General features: G+C 69.3%; 13 protein-coding genes. 7 read left to right on the top strand and 6 right to left on the bottom strand.

What is annotated here, in order from left to right; all coding sequences use genetic code 11:
* Window positions 1-19: 19 nt before the first annotated feature.
* Entirely contained in the window at window positions 20-1,186 is a 1,167-nt protein-coding gene (locus tag BKA16_RS09355; RefSeq protein WP_183370398.1) for an aminodeoxychorismate synthase component I, read from the top strand.
* Between the two features lie 7 nt (window positions 1,187-1,193).
* Here the strand turns inward: BKA16_RS09355 and BKA16_RS09350 are convergent, their stop codons facing one another.
* Window positions 1,194-2,228 carry a tellurite resistance/C4-dicarboxylate transporter family protein gene (locus BKA16_RS09350; RefSeq protein ID WP_343067344.1) on the bottom strand — a complete coding sequence of 345 codons (1,035 nt, stop codon included), beginning with the start codon at window positions 2,226-2,228 and terminating at the stop codon, window positions 1,194-1,196.
* 107 nt (window positions 2,229-2,335) lie between these two features.
* On the opposite strand from BKA16_RS09350, the gene BKA16_RS09345 reads away from it, so the two are divergent.
* Both BKA16_RS09345 and BKA16_RS09340 read left to right on the top strand, forming a co-directional pair.
* Complete coding sequence (locus tag BKA16_RS09345) at window positions 2,336-3,025, top strand: FadR/GntR family transcriptional regulator (RefSeq protein WP_183370396.1); 690 nt, start codon at window positions 2,336-2,338, stop codon at window positions 3,023-3,025.
* Complete coding sequence (locus BKA16_RS09340) at window positions 3,022-4,242, top strand: MFS transporter (protein WP_183370395.1); 1,221 nt, start codon at window positions 3,022-3,024, stop codon at window positions 4,240-4,242. The genes BKA16_RS09345 and BKA16_RS09340 overlap by 4 nt, the downstream gene beginning before the upstream one ends.
* A gap of 8 nt (window positions 4,243-4,250) precedes the next feature.
* Here BKA16_RS09340 and rsmI read toward each other — a convergent pair whose 3' ends face one another.
* Complete coding sequence (gene rsmI, locus BKA16_RS09335; protein WP_343067343.1) at window positions 4,251-5,099, bottom strand: 16S rRNA (cytidine(1402)-2'-O)-methyltransferase; 849 nt, start codon at window positions 5,097-5,099, stop codon at window positions 4,251-4,253.
* 17 nt (window positions 5,100-5,116) lie between these two features.
* A complete protein-coding gene (locus BKA16_RS09330; protein ID WP_183370394.1) occupies window positions 5,117-5,728 on the bottom strand; it encodes a TetR/AcrR family transcriptional regulator in 612 nt (203 codons plus the stop codon).
* Between the two features lie 146 nt (window positions 5,729-5,874).
* Here BKA16_RS09330 and BKA16_RS09325 point away from each other — a divergent pair, with 146 nt between their 5' ends.
* Window positions 5,875-7,452, top strand: a complete 1,578-nt coding sequence (locus BKA16_RS09325) for a dolichyl-phosphate-mannose--protein mannosyltransferase (RefSeq protein ID WP_183370393.1) — start codon at window positions 5,875-5,877, stop codon at window positions 7,450-7,452.
* Here BKA16_RS09325 and BKA16_RS09320 read toward each other — a convergent pair.
* Together BKA16_RS09320 and BKA16_RS09315 are read right to left on the bottom strand one after the other, a co-directional pair.
* Window positions 7,400-8,641, bottom strand: coding sequence for an MFS transporter (locus tag BKA16_RS09320; protein WP_183370392.1), 1,242 nt, complete (start codon window positions 8,639-8,641; stop codon window positions 7,400-7,402). The genes BKA16_RS09325 and BKA16_RS09320 overlap by 53 nt on opposite strands.
* A gap of 61 nt (window positions 8,642-8,702) precedes the next feature.
* Window positions 8,703-9,569 carry a universal stress protein gene (locus tag BKA16_RS09315; RefSeq protein WP_183370391.1) on the bottom strand — a complete coding sequence of 289 codons (867 nt, stop codon included), beginning with the start codon at window positions 9,567-9,569 and terminating at the stop codon, window positions 8,703-8,705.
* A gap of 168 nt (window positions 9,570-9,737) precedes the next feature.
* On the opposite strand from BKA16_RS09315, the gene BKA16_RS09310 reads away from it, so the two are divergent.
* A complete protein-coding gene (locus BKA16_RS09310; protein ID WP_183370390.1) occupies window positions 9,738-10,031 on the top strand; it encodes a hypothetical protein in 294 nt (97 codons plus the stop codon).
* A 15-nt stretch (window positions 10,032-10,046) separates the two neighbouring features.
* On the opposite strand, the gene BKA16_RS09305 is transcribed toward BKA16_RS09310, so the two are convergent.
* The gene (locus BKA16_RS09305) at window positions 10,047-11,771 is read right to left on the bottom strand and encodes a cation:proton antiporter domain-containing protein (protein WP_183370389.1); all 1,725 of its coding nucleotides are present in this window, start codon (window positions 11,769-11,771) and stop codon (window positions 10,047-10,049) included.
* Between the two features lie 184 nt (window positions 11,772-11,955).
* Here BKA16_RS09305 and BKA16_RS09300 point away from each other — a divergent pair, with 184 nt between their 5' ends.
* Both BKA16_RS09300 and BKA16_RS09295 read left to right on the top strand, forming a co-directional pair.
* The gene (locus BKA16_RS09300; RefSeq protein ID WP_183370388.1) at window positions 11,956-12,972 is read left to right on the top strand and encodes an AurF N-oxygenase family protein; all 1,017 of its coding nucleotides are present in this window, start codon (window positions 11,956-11,958) and stop codon (window positions 12,970-12,972) included.
* Window positions 12,973-12,979: 7 nt separating this feature from the next.
* Window positions 12,980-14,449: a 4Fe-4S binding protein gene (locus BKA16_RS09295; protein WP_183370387.1), complete on the top strand. Its 1,470-nt coding sequence runs from the start codon at window positions 12,980-12,982 to the stop codon at window positions 14,447-14,449.
* The last annotated feature ends 38 nt before the right edge of the window (window positions 14,450-14,487 follow it).

The following is a 14,487-nucleotide window of genomic DNA, read 5'->3' as shown; positions in this document are numbered from 1 at the left end:
ACGGCGATGAGGCGGCCCGGTGGTTGACCCATCCCCGCTCCCCGTTCTGCGCGCCCTGCACGCTCGCACACGACGCGACGGGCTCGCGCCGCCCGCGGCGCTCATCGGGCGGTGGGCCGACGCCGACGCCGTGATCGCGCCGTCGGTCGAGGTGCGACGCGGTGTCGCGCCGCCCGATCGGCCCGACCACTTCTGGTTGGGGGCGATCTCGTACGCGCCGCCCGGGCAGGCGCCCGATGTGGTCGGCGGCATCTGCGACGGGCTCCTCCTGCTGCGCGACGACGCATGGGAGTGGGAGTCGATCGACGGATCCCCGTGCCCGGCCTGGGTCGTCGACTGCCTCGCCGCCGTCGAACCGACGTCGGCGTGGTCGGCGACGGCGTGGTCGGCGAAATGGACTCCCCCGGCCAAGACACCCCACATCGACGCCGTCGCGGCGTGCATCGATGCGATCGGCGCGGGCGAGATCTATCAGGCCTGCGTGTGCACGCGGTTCACCGGCCGCCTCGACGGCGACCCGCTCGACTTCTTCGCCGACATCGCCGCGGCGACTGCCCCGGCCAAGGCCGCCTGGCTGACCGGCGACTGGGGGTCCGTCGCGAGTCTGTCCCCCGAACAGTTCCTCGACCGGCGCGGCGACGAGGTGTCGTCGTCGCCGATCAAGGGCACTGTGCCCGTCCACGTCGACCCGGCCGTGCTGTCGGCGTCGACCAAGGACATCGCCGAGAACGTGATGATCGTCGATCTGGTCCGCAACGACCTCGGCCGCGTCGCGACCATCGGATCGGTGCGCGTCCCGGAACTGCTGCACGTGATGGGCGCCCCGGGCGTGTGGCATCTGGTGTCGACGGTGTCGGCGACACTGCGCCCCGACATCGGCCACGACGCCCTCCTGGCCGCGACGCTGCCGCCGGCCTCGGTCACCGGCACCCCCAAGATCCGCGCCGCCGACCTGCTCACCGGATGGGAGGAGCACGAACGCGGCGTGTACTGCGGGGCGATCGGCATCGCCGGGCCCGGCGGACTGCTCGACTTGTCGGTCGCGATCCGGACGGTGGCCGTCACCCCCGACGGCGCCCTGACGCTGGGTGTCGGCGGCGGCATCACCGCAGCCTCCGACCCCGAAGCCGAATGGCAGGAGTGCCTGGACAAGGCCGCGTCGATCGTCGGCTTCGCGGCCCGCTGACCGCACGCTACGGCGTGCGTGCGTCCCGTGCCGACAACCGCCGCCCCAGCGACCACACCATCGCCAGGAAGGTGACGCCCCAGGCGATCACGGCGAGCCAGATCTCGGCGTGCCCGATGCCGTCGACGATCGGCAGATCGTGCGTATCGCCGAGGGTGCGGCTGGCCACTCCGTACATGCCGAGCGGGAAGACGATGGTCCACAGCGACACGTCGTAACGCAGTGGCACACGATGGATCACATGCCGCCAGTACCCCGCGACGAGCAGCGCGGGCACCAGCCAGGTGCCGAACGCCCACAGCAGGAAGGTGGCCGCCGCGACCGTCGACCCGACGACGTCCAAGAGCGGAACGTCGGTCATGTCCCCGATGTGGGCTCCGGCGACGACGGAGATCGCCGTCGCCCCCATCGCCACCCAGTAGGCGCCCGACACGTCGGCCGGCGCGGGCCGCGAGAACAGCAGGCGAGCGGCGACGAACACGGCGACCGCCACGTAAAGGAACACGCCCACCGCCCAGCAGAACACCGCGAGCAGCGCGAGTTCGGTGCGCCATGTCTCGAGTTCAGGCTGCAGACTCGACGCGAGGACCGCCACCGCCTGTGTGGCGACCACCCAGACGAACCAGCTCCCGTCGGCGGTGCGCAGCGGCGCTTCGTCCTTTCGCGCGCCGAAGGCGACCGCGGGCAGAAGGTAGCCGAGGATCGCCCAGAGGACGGTCGTGACGATCAACGCGATCTCGGCCCACCGGATCGCCCCGTCGAGCAGCAGCCTCGAACCCAGCACCCCGGTGCCCGCCACGACGGTGAAGAAGCCGAACGTGCGGGACGGGATGCGCAGGTCCGTGGCCACCGCGTGCCTGTACCGGACGAACCGGACCAGGTAGGCCACGACGAGAACCGCGTAGGCGACGATGCCGATCCACATCAGGATCGACGATCCGACGTCCCACCCCTGTACGTTCATGGCGATCGAGACGATCCCGGTGGCCATCACCATGGCGAAGCCGGCCGGGTTCAGGCCGCGGATCGTCTTCTCGAGCACCTCACGAAAGTACTCGAAACGCATGTCACCGAACCAGTCGGACGGTGATCGATCACACTGCTCGCACAGATTGTCCTACATTTGGTCAAAGAGATAGCGTCGATATCATGCCTCGTATCGCACAGAACCGGACTCTGCCCGAGCAGGTCGCCGATCAGCTCCGCGACCGCATCGCCGCGGGCGAGTTCCCGGTCGGCTCACTGCTGCCGGGCGAACTCGCCCTCGCCGCGGAGATGGGTGTCAGCCGCGGCAGCGTCCGGGAGGCGCTGCGGTCGCTGGTCCTCGCCGGGATGCTGGGTGCCCGCCCCGGCTACGGCACGTTCGTCACGGCGACGAGCGACGTCGCGCCCGCCCTCGCACGACGCGTCGACCGGGACCGGACGGCGGACGTCGAACAGGTCCGGTCGATCCTGGAACGCGAAGGCGCCCGGCTCGCGGCCCGCAACGCCTCCGCCGATCACCTTCGCGGTCTGCGGGAGGCGCTCGCCGCTCGCGCGGAGGCCGTCGACGGCGCCGCCTATGCGGCCGCGGACATCGCCTTTCACCGCATCCTCCTCGACGCGTCGGGTAATGCGCTGCTCGCCGAGCTGTATCGCGGGGTGGGCGGCAACGAGCAGGCGCTGGAACATCTCAACTCCCGCGACTTCCCCATCACGTCGGCCCCCGAGGTCGTGGAGATCGACCGCGCGCACCAGGCGATCTTCGACGCCGTCGCCGCACGAGACCCCGAGGCCGCGGCCGCGGCCGTCGACCGCACCGTCGTGATGGTGCACGCCTGGGCGGAGGATAACCGGTGAGCACCGTCGACGTCCGCGCCGCCGCGCGCTCGCATCCGTTGCCGACCGCGCTCGTCGTGGCGGGCGTCCTGCTGGTCGCGGGCAATCTCCGTGCCGCCATCACCACCGTCGGCCCCGTCCTGACCGACATCGAGGACGATCTCGGCCTCCCGTCGTCGGCGGCGTCGATCCTGGTGAGTCTGCCGCTGCTGGCGTTCGCGGCGGTCTCGCCGTTCGTGCCACGGCTGGCCGACCGGATGGGTCTCGAACGAGCGATCGGAGCCTCGCTCGGCGTGCTCGCGCTGGGTCTGGTGCTCCGTTCGGTTCCGCCGCAGGCCATGCTGTGGATCGGCACGGCGTTGATCGGCGTCGCGATCGCCGTCTTGAACGTCGTGCTCCCCGCACTGGTCAAGCGCGACTTCCCGACGAGGATCGGCCAGATCACCGGCGCGTACTCGGCCGTGCAGTCGACGTTCGCCGCGATCGCCGCCGGCGTCGCCGTACCCGTCGCGGGCGCGACCGCGCTGGGCTGGCGGCTGCCGCTCGGCATGTGGGCGGGCCTGGCACTGGTCGCCCTGGGTGTGATGGCGCCGCAGTTGCGGCGTACCACGGCGGTGGCCGAACCCGTCGACGTGTCTGTGCAGCCCACGCCCGCCCCAGTGGCCGCGCGCTCGCCGTGGCGGACACTGCTCGGCTGGCAGGTCACCCTGTTCATGGGTCTGCAGTCCACGGTGTTCTACGTCGTCATCACCTGGCTGCCGACCATCGAGACCGATGCCGGAGTCAGCGACGGCGCCGCGGGTGCACACCAGTTCATGCTCAACGCGTGCGGCATCGTCGGAGCACTCGGCTGCTCGGCGTTGATCGCCCGGCTCGCCGACCAGCGCTACCTCGGTGCGGCCATCGGCACCGTTCTGCTGATCGGCGTGGTCGGTGTCCTCGTCGCACCGTCGGCGTCAATCGTGTGGGCGTGCGTGTTCGGCGTCGGCGGCGGCTCCGCCATCGTGCTGTCGCTGTCGCTGTTCGGGCTGCGCACCGCGAACCACCGGCAGGCCGCATCGTTGTCGGGCATGGCCCAGTGCTTCGGCTACGTCCTGGCCGCCGTCGGCCCCGTCCTCGCCGGTGCGCTGCACGACGCCACGGACTCCTGGACGCCGGTGCTGGTGATCCTGCTCGTCGGCACGTGCGTGATCATCGCCGCCGGATACCTGGCGGGCCGGGACCGGGTGGCGGCGTAGGCCGTCGCCTACCGCCCCGCCAGCACCGCCTCGTACACGTCTCGCTTGGAGAACGGCGTCCCGGCGCAGACCTGCGCGCACGCGTCCTTGAGCCGGACACCTGAGTCGGCCAGTTCTTCGGCGCGCGTGACCAGCGCCTCGAGAGGGACGGTCTCGTCGATCTCCGCGGCGCCGGCGATCACCACGGTGATCTCGCCCTTGACCCCGTCGGCAGCCCACCGCGCGAGTTCGCCGAGCCCGCCGCGGCGGACCTCCTCGTAAGTCTTGGTCAGCTCGCGGCACACGGCGGCGCGCCGGTCGGCCCCGAGGACCTCTGCGGCGTCGGCGAGGGTCTGCGCGAGGCGGTGTGGCGACTCGAAGAAGACCACGGTCCGCTGCTCGGAGCGCAGGCTCGTCAGCCAGTCGTGGCGGGCGCCGGACTTTCGCGGGGCGAAACCGTCGAACGCGAACCGCTCGGACGGCATCGCCGACAGGGCCAGCGCCGTCGTCACCGCGGACGGACCGGGCAGGCAGGTGATGCGGAGTCCGGCATCGGCGCATGCGACGACCACCCGATAGCCGGGGTCGCTCACCGACGGCATACCCGCATCGGTCACCAGCAGGACCGTGGCTCCGCCGACGATCGCCTCCACCAGCTTCGGCGCGCGTACGGCCTCCACCTGGTCGTAGTAACTGACGATCCGTCCGCCGATCTCGACACCGAGCGAGGCCGCCAACGCCTTGGTGCGGCGAGTGTCTTCGGCGGCTACGATGTCGGCCGTCGTCAACGCCTCCCGCAGGCGGGGCGACGCGTCGTCGAACCGCCCCATCGGGGTGCCCGCCAGGATCAGCACGCCGGACCCGTCTGAACTGTTCACCCGCTCCAGGGTAGGGCCTACTCCAGGTACGTGAGGATCAAGGTCACCGCACTGTCGATGACGGCGTCGACGTGATCACGCGAGGCCGTGCCCAACCAGCAGAGGGTGATGCCGTCGGTCTGCGCGATGACCATCGGCGCGAGTTCCTCGGTCGGCCTGGTCCACACGCAACCGGAGATGCGCGAGGCCTGGTCGAGGAGTCCGGCGGCCACCTCGTAGTAGCCCTCGTAGAGGCGCTCGGCCAGATGCTCCAGACCCGGCGTGCGACGCGCGTACAGCGCCAGTCCGATCAGCACCTGCTGACGTGCGGTGTCGGAGATCGCGTTCTCGGCGAAGGCGCCCAGTGCACCACGGATCAGGTCCTCGGTGGGTGCGCCGCTCGTCGGGAAGTCCACCAGCGTCTCGAGCCACTCGTTCATCGACTCGAGTTCCTGTGCCACACCGTGTTCGACGACGGCGGCGAGCAGCTCGTCCCTGGAGGAGAACGCGTAGAAGATGCTCGACTGGCCCATCTTCGCCTCCGTGGCGATGCGGCGCGTGGTCGCGGCCTCCACGCCGTCGGCGGCGATCACGCGCAGGGTGGCCTCGATCGCCGCCTCCCGACGCTGTTCCAGGGTCAACCGTGCCATTCCCGCGCTCCCTCTGTCGAATTCGATCGATCGGCCCTGCGGTTCGACCGTAGTCACAGCTCAGATCGACCCGCAAGCGTTCTAACAATACGTGCCAGGGCCGCGGGCCGAGCCGGGCCGCGACGCGAGCCACTAGGCTGTATCGAGTGACGACCGCCGATCTCGCCGCCGACCGCGCACCCGACGCGCCCAGGCCGCACACCGAGGACCTCGGCACCAGTCCCGGTCCCGCCGTGCCCGAGCCGGTCTTCGGACCCACCGACCGTCTGCGCGGCACGATCGTCGGGGTCGTCATCGCGCTGATCGCGGTCGCCACGCGCCTCTGGGATCTGACGCATCCGACGTCCGACGGAACCCCGGTCTTCGACGAGAAGCACTACGTCCCGCAGGGCTGGCAGACGCTGACCGGCGGCGACTGGATCGAGGACAACCCCGGGTACGGGCTGGTGGTGCATCCGCCGGTCGGCAAGTGGATGCTCGCGATCAGCGAGTGGATGTTCGGCTACGGACCGATGGGGTGGCGTTTCGCGTCGGCGGTCTCGGGTGTGATCATCGTCGTCGCCGTCTATCTGACGGTCCGCCGGATGGCGCGATCGACACTGGTCGGCGCGCTCGCCGGCATCTTCGCCATCTGCGACGGCGTGCTGTTCGTGCAGTCCAGGATGGGCATGCTCGACATCTTCCAGGCGTTGTTCATCGTGCTGGCGTTCGCCGCGATCGTCGCCGACCGCGATCAGATGCGCGCCCGCCTGCACCGCGTCTGGACGCAGGGCCGCATCGACGACTCGCCGTTCGGTCCGCGACTGGGCTTTCGCTGGTACCGGTTCGCCGCGGGCGCGATGCTCGGTCTGGCCTGCGGCACCAAGTGGTCGGGCCTGTACTTCGTCATCTTCTTCACCCTGTTGTCGCTGGGATTCGACGTGGCGGCCCGCCGCGCCTACCACGTGCGACGCCCGTGGGCGGGCGTCGCACGTCGCGACCTGATCCCGTCCGGGCTCTCGCTCGCGGTGATGCCGATCGGCATCTACCTGGCGACCTTCGCCACCTGGCTCGCCTCCGAGTCGTCGGTGTACCGGTACGTCGTCGGAACCGAGGTCGGCACGGGCGGACCGTTCGCCTGGGTGCCCGCCGCGCTGCGCTCCCTCTGGTTCTACGAGTCGGGGATTCTGGAGTTCCACGCGGGACTGACGAACTCGGCGGGCAACCATCACCCGTGGGAGTCGAAGCCGTGGACGTGGCCGATGAGCCTTCGTCCCATGCTGTACGCGATCGACTACGGGCCCGACCAGTGCGGTGGCGGCGACTGCGTCCGCGCACAGATGCTCGTCGGCACCCCCGCCATGTGGTGGCTGTCGCTCGCGATGATCGCCTGGGCGCTGTGGCGGATCGCCTCCCGCCGCGACTGGCGTTATGTCGCGGTCCTCGTCGCGTACGCCGCCGGAATCGTTCCGTGGTTCGCCGAACTCGACCGGCAGATGTACTTCTTCTACGCGACGGCGTTCGCGCCCTTCCTCATGATGGGTCTGGCGCTCTGCTGCAGCGACGTCCTGGCGTGGGGCGCCAAGAGCAGACGGCCGGACCGGCGGACCCTGGCGGTGCTGATCGTCGCCGTCTACGTGGCGCTCGTGATCGCGAACTTCATCTGGCTGTGGCCGATTCTGACCGGCGCGCCTATCTCGAACGTGGAGTGGGGTCGTCAGATGTGGTTGCCGAGTTGGACGTGACGGTCACGGCGCGCGTCGTGTCGCCGCGCGCGAAGAGCCACAGGATCAGCGCCAGCACGACGACGCATCCGGTCAGCACGAACGACGGCCCGTACCCCCACCGATCGGCGACGAACCCCGCCGCGATCGGTCCGGCCACCGTTCCCATGTCCGACGACATGCCGTAGGCGGCCAGCGCAGAACCGCCGCGCGCTCGCTTGGCGAGCAGATCGCCCAACGCCGCCTGGTGAGTGGGTGCGAACAGCCCCGACCCGACACCCGCGACGGCGGTCAGCACGAGGACCGTCTCGACATTCGGCGACCAGCCGAGCACCAGTGTCGACGCGGCGGCGACGGTCAGTCCGGGGATCATCACGGGGCGCCGCCCGAACCGGTCAGACAGCCGACCGGACACCATGATCGCGACGATGTTCCCGGCCGCGTAGCAGGCCAGGACGATGCCCGCCCACCCTCCGGAACGGCCGAGTCCCTGTTCGACGAACAGCGGGACGACGGCGACGCGGACGCCCATCGACGCCCAGCCCTGCGCGAAATTGGCCGCCAGGATCGCGCGGTACTCGGGCCATCGGATCGCCTCGGCGAACGTCGCGGCGGGCAGCGGCGCCGCGGCGCCGGGCTGGGTCTGGGCGGGCGGCGGGACGGCGGGCATCGCGATCGCCACCACGGCTGCCGCGATCAGCAGGGCGACGGCGTAGACGGCGAACGGCAGGCGCAGCCCGAGGACGTCGACCAGTGCGGCGCCCAGCAGCGGTCCGGCGAGGTTGCCGATCAGGAAGCCCGCCGAGTAGTAACCGGACGCCCGGCCACGGATCTGCGGCGGTGCGAGACGGATGAGCAGTGCCATCGCGGACACCGAGAACATCGTCGAACCGATGCCGCCCGCCGCGCGGAAGACCAACAGCTGCCAGTAGGCCTGGGCGAACGAGCAGGCCAGGGTGCTGAGCGCGACGATGAGCAGACCGGTCAGATAGATCCGCCGCTCCCCCAACAAGGAGACCAGGCGACCGGTGGGCGGCGCGAACAGCAACCGCATCATCGCGAAGGCGGATACGACGACGGTCGCGGCCGTGACGCCCACACCGAAGTCACTGGCGAAGATCGGTAGGGCGGGAGCGATCAGCCCGTAGCCGAGAGCGATGACGACGTTCGCCGCCAGCAGGACCCATAGTCCGCGTGGGAGCTGCTTCATGCCTTCAAAGATAGCGACGGGCGCCGACCTTCCGGCCGGCGCCCGTCCTCGTTCGGTCGACTCACTTGCGGACGATCATCACCGGCACATGTGCGTGATGGAGCACCTTCTGGCTGCGTGAGCCGAGAAGCAGACCGGTGAAGCCGCCACGACCGCGGCTGCCCATCACGATCATCGACGCGCCGTCCTCGGCGGCCGCCAGGATCGCCTTGGCCGGCTCCTCGGGAATCACGACCCGGTTCACCTCGACGTCGGGGTAGTCCTCGGAGTATCCGGCCATGCGCTCGGAGACCGCTTCGACGGCCTGCCGCGACATCTCGTCGATCTCGGCCTGGTCGAGCCCGAAGCCGTGGAGGGCGTCCGCGTCGAGCGGGGTCCACGTGTGCACCGCGGTGAGCTCGCGGTTCCGCAGACCTGCCTGGCGGTACGCCTCGGCGACGGCGGGGTCGCTGGTGGCCGAATCGTCGACGCCGACCACGATCGGGCCGTCGTTGTCGGTGCTTCCGGCGGGCACGATCACGACGCGTCCCTTGGCATGCGCGGCGACGCTGGTGCTGACCGAACCCAGGAACAGTCCCTTGACGCTGCCCAGTCCGCGGGTGCCCAGGACGATCATGTGCGCGTGCTCACCGATCTCGAGCATGACCCGCGCGGCGTCGCCCTCGACGATCGATCCGGAGACCTCGATGCCGTCGGCCTCCTCGCGAGCGATGTCGGCGGCCTTCTGGACGGCTTCGGTGGCCTCGGCACGGATCGCGTCGATCACGTCCTGCGGGATCACCAGCCCGGGCGCATAGTCACTGGTCGTCGAGGTGTAAGCGGCCACGATCTTCAGGGGAAGCTTCTCCGCCGCAGCGGCCTTCGCTGCCCACTTGACCGCGTCCTTCGATGTGTCCGAACCGTCCACGCCGACAAGTATCAAGCTCATCTCGAATGCACTCCTTCTCGAAGAGGCCGGGAAGCCGCGGTCTCGGCTCCCTCGGTGCGCCTGAATCCATTCTGTCGCAATCGCTCCCGAATTGCACCGTCGGACGTCGGGTCGAAAGTCCTCGGTAGGGTGATGGTGCACGCTCATCCGACTTCAGGACACCAGCAGATGACTTCCCCCAGACGCTCCGGCCCCGCACGCGACGCCGCAATCCACATTCTCGTGACCTTCGCCGTCGGCATCGTCGTCCTCATCGCCGCCATGAACACCTCCGGTGGTCTGCGCGACGGGCTGATCATCGCCGGCCCCGTCGTCGTGGGCATCGGCGCGATCGCCGCGATGATCCGCACCGCGCTCGCCTGGCGCGCGAACGTCGGCTGGCAGGTGTGGCAGGGCGCGTCGTGGTTCCTGCTCGCGCTGACCGTCACGTGGGTCTTCGGCGCCGTCCCCGCCGTCGTCTGACCGCCTCGCGCGTCGTCAGGTGGTCGATGCGGGCGGAGCCTGCGCGTCGAGACTGAGCTCTTCGGCGTCGAGACGGTCCAGCGCCGCGGTGAGCGCGCTGGAACTGTACGAGCCGCGTTCGCGGAGGCCGAGCAGATGTTTACGCTGTTCGGCCACGATGAGCCGTCGGACGCGGCGCAGCTGTTTGGCGGTCTCGAGGCGGCGGTCGACCATCTCGTCGCCCAGATAGTCGATCTCGCCGACTTCGTCCTCCCCGTCGGCCGACTCGAGCCGACGTACCGTTTCGATGCTGCGGGCGAGCTGAGGATCGGCACCGCACGCGTCCGGCTCCATCATCACCCGCTGGGTCACCGAAGCCATCTCGCGGCCGATCGCCCGGCGCTGGGCCGCCTCCTGAGCCTCCTGGTCGGGCAGTCTCATCTTCTTGACGAACCAGCCGAGCGTGCCACCCTGCAGCATCAGCGAGCCCACGGCGACGAAGAACGCCGACAGCACCAGCATCGAGCGGTACGGGGTGTCGGCGGGCAGCGTCTGAGCGGCGGCCAGGGTCACCACACCGCGCATCCCCGCCCAGACCACGACGAATCCCTCGCGGGTGCCGATCGACTCCATCCGGTAGTAGGCGATGTCGGCGAGTCGACGATCGATGCGGTTCTGCACCAGTCGGGCGCGACGCTTGTCGAGGTGTTCGGCGTCGGCCAGGTCGCTCTGCAACTGCTCGAGCCGTTCCTCGCGCGCGATCACGCGCTGCGCACGCCGTTCGGTCCAGTGGACGAGCGGGATGACGAAGATCAGCCGCAGCACCACGAGCAGGACGAATCCGAGGGCGGCCGGCCACAGGGCGTGCCAGATCGTCTCGTGGCTCTCGTGCACGTCGAAGACCAGGTCTTTGAGTTCCAGACCCATGAGCAGGAAGACGCTGCCCTCCAAGAGCAGTTCCACGAGCCGCCAGTTCTGCACATCCGACCGACGGTGCGCGGCGTTCAGATGTCGGACCGCGCCTCGACCGGACACCAGCCCGGCAGCGACCGCGGCGACCAGGCCCGAGCCCTCGATCAGTTCCGTGGGCACGTACGCCACGTACGGCGTGACGAACGAGATCGCGGTGGCGACCACCGCGTTCTCGATCTTGGCGCGGATGCGGATGAACACCCAGCCGACCACGGCACCGACGACGACGGCGGCGACCACCGTCCACACGAACTGGACGGCGACGCCCCACAGGGACACGCTCGCGGCCATGGCGGCGATCGCCGCGCGCAGCATGACCAGTGCACTCGCGTCGTTGAACAGACTCTCGCCGCTGAGGACGGTGATCAGTCGGTTCGGTGCGCCGACTCGTTTGACCGTCGTCGTCGCGACCGCGTCGGTGGGACTGAGGATCGCGCCCAGCGCGACTCCCGTCGCATAGTCGGCCTCCGGCAGGATCAGCATGAACACGACGCCCAACCCGAGCGAACTGACTACCACCAGGACCACCGACAGACCGCTGATCGCCTGGAAGTCGCGTTTGAACTCCATCGAGGGCATAGCGACGGCCGCGGCGTAGAGCAGGGGCGGCAGCACCCCCATCAGGATGATCTCGGGGTCGACCGAGATGCGGGGCACACCCGGGAAGTAGCTCACGACGACACCGAAGATCACGAGTAGGAGCGGTGCGGCGATCCGCAGCCGCGGCGCGAGCAGGTTGGCGGCCGCGATCGCGAGAACACACAAGACGACGATCAGGACGAGTTCCACGTCGGCTATTATCCGGCATCGCTCACGGTCGGGGCGACGCGGGCGACGGACTCGATCCGAACGGACCCGTCCGACAATCCCCATCGTGTCATCGGCCATTGACAAGATCAACGCTTGATGTCACGGTTGGTGTCAGAAGGTCGACGCGGCCGGGACCCGGCCGTCACCAGTGAGGAGATTCGAGATGACTTCGACGCAGCCGCGGCCGCACACCTACCAGCCGCCAGTGAAGCAGGACGACAAGCTCGACTACGAGCAGGTCCTCGACGACCTCTCGTCGGCATCGGTGCACCGGAACTTCGATCCGTATCTCGACATCGCCTGGGACGCACCCGACATGGCGGTCGTTCCGAACGACAGCCGGTGGATCCTGAACTACACCGTCGACCCGATCGGCCGCCATCCGTGGTACCAGGCCCTGCCGGAATCGGAGCAGATCCGCATCGGCATGTGGCGCCAGGCCAACGTCGCCAAGGTCGGCCTGCAGTTCGAGTCGATCCTGATTCGCGGACTCATCCAGTACGCGGACCGTCTCGACAACGGCGACAAGCGCTTCCGCTATGTGACGCACGAATCCAAGGAGGAGTGCAATCACACCCTGATGTTCCAGGAGCTGGTGAACCGGATCGACATGCCGACGCCGGGCATGCGCCGTTGGCTGCGTCTTCTCTCGCCGATCATCCCGTTGTTCTCCACTCTCACCCCGACCGTGTTCTTCTTCGGCGTTCTGGCCGGCGAGGAGCCGATCGACCACATCCAGAAGGACTTCCTGCGCGCCGGCCGCGACAGCGAGATGCACCCGGCGATGTCCGCGGTCATGGAGTTGCACGTCGCGGAGGAGGCACGGCACATCTCGTTCGCGCACAATCACCTGCGGACCACCATCCCGAAGAAGGGTCGGCTCGCCAAGTTCGTGCTGTCGCTCGTGATGCCGCTCGTGATGCGCGTGCTGTGCGGCGCCATCGTCGTTCCCCCGGCCGAGTTCGCCAAGGAGTTCAACGTCCCGCGCGAGGTGATGAAGGAGATCTTCTGGGAGTCCGAGCAGTCGCGAGTGTTCCTGTCCGGCGTGTTCGGTGACGTCCGCATGCTCGCCGACCAGTGCGGACTGATGAACCCGGTGTCGCGTCGCGTGTGGAAGGCGCTGGGCATCGACGGCCGCTCGTCGCGGTTCCGCAGCGAGCCCGCCTACACCGCGAGTTGATACGCCTGTGCCTCACGTCGTGACCCAGGCGTGCTGCGGCGACGCCTCGTGCGTCTATGCATGCCCTGTGAACTGCATCCATCCCACCCCGGACGAGCCAGACTTCGGCGTCGCCGAGATGCTGTACATCGATCCGTCGACCTGTGTCGACTGCGGTGCATGCGTCTCGGCATGTCCGGTCGGCGCGATCGTCCCCGGCCATCGGCTGGCCGACGCCGCCGAACGGTTCGTCGACGTCAACGCCGCGCACTACGGCATTCCGCCCGAGGACGCCGTCCGGTTCCCCGTCGAGAAGTCCAAGCGTCTGCCGCTCGCGCCGATCTCCAAACCGCGCGCCATCCGCGGCGGTCCCGAGGTCGTCGACGTCGCGATCGTCGGTTCCGGACCGTCGGCGATGTACGCGGCCGACGAACTGCTCAAGCAGCCGCGCGTGCGCGTCACCGTCTTCGAACGCCTGTCGCAGCCGTTCGGCCTGTCGCGGTTCGGCGTGGCACCGGATCACACCGCCACGCGCACTGTGATGAACCTGTTCGACGAGATCGCCCGCCATCCGAACATCGAGATCCGCCTCGGCACCGAGGTCGGACGCGACGTCACGCTCGACGAACTGCGGTCCCGCTACACCGCGGTGCTGTGGGCGGGCGGCGCACCGACCGACAAGCCGCTGGCGGTGCCCGGCATCGAGCTGGCCGGCGTTCAGAGCGCCACATCGCTGGTCGGCTGGTACAACGGTCATCCCGACTTCCTCGACGCCGGTCCCGATCTCTCGACCGAGCGCGTGGTGGTCGTCGGCAACGGCAACGTCGCGCTCGACGTCGCTCGCATCCTGACCGGCGACGTCGACGAACTCGCGAAGACCGACATCTCACGCGACGCTTTGGCCGCTCTCCGGTCGTCGTCGGTGCGCGAGGTGGTCGTCGCGGGACGCCGAGGACCCGAACACGCCGCGTTCACCCTGCCCGAACTGATCGGACTCGCCGACGGCCACGCCCGCGTCTGGGTGGACCCGGCCGATCTGGCGGGGACGAACGCCGACGACATCGACGATCCGACCGTCGCCGCGAAGGTGTCCGTGCTGCGTGAGATCTCCGAGCGGCCCCGGCCCGCCGAACCGTTCATCCGGCTGACGTTCGGCCGGACGCCCGCCGAGATCGTCGGCGTCGGCCGCGTCGAGGGCGTCCGCTTCGTGCACACCGGAACCGACCGGTCCGAGACGATGGACGCGGGCGTCGTGCTGACCTCGATCGGCTACCGGGGAGTTCCCGTTCCTGGACTGCCGTTCGACGACGCGACCGGCACCGTGGCGAATGTCGCCGGTCGCGTCGTCGACGGCGACGTCCCGGTCCCGGGCGTGTATGTGACCGGGTGGATCAAGCGCGGTCCGTCCGGTTTCATCGGCACCAACAAGACCGACTCCGGCGAGACGGTGGCGAACCTCCTCGCCGACGTCGAAGCGAGGACGTCGGTACTGAGCTGACGCCACCGCGTGACGAGCCCCGCGCGGGTCTGTGGACA

Origin of the sequence: Gordonia humi, assembly GCF_014197435.1 — a bacterium.
GTDB classification, from domain to species: Bacteria; Actinomycetota; Actinomycetes; order Mycobacteriales; family Mycobacteriaceae; genus Gordonia; species Gordonia humi.
Note: the sequence above shows the minus strand (reverse complement) of the source record. Positions and strands in the feature narration are given on the sequence as shown.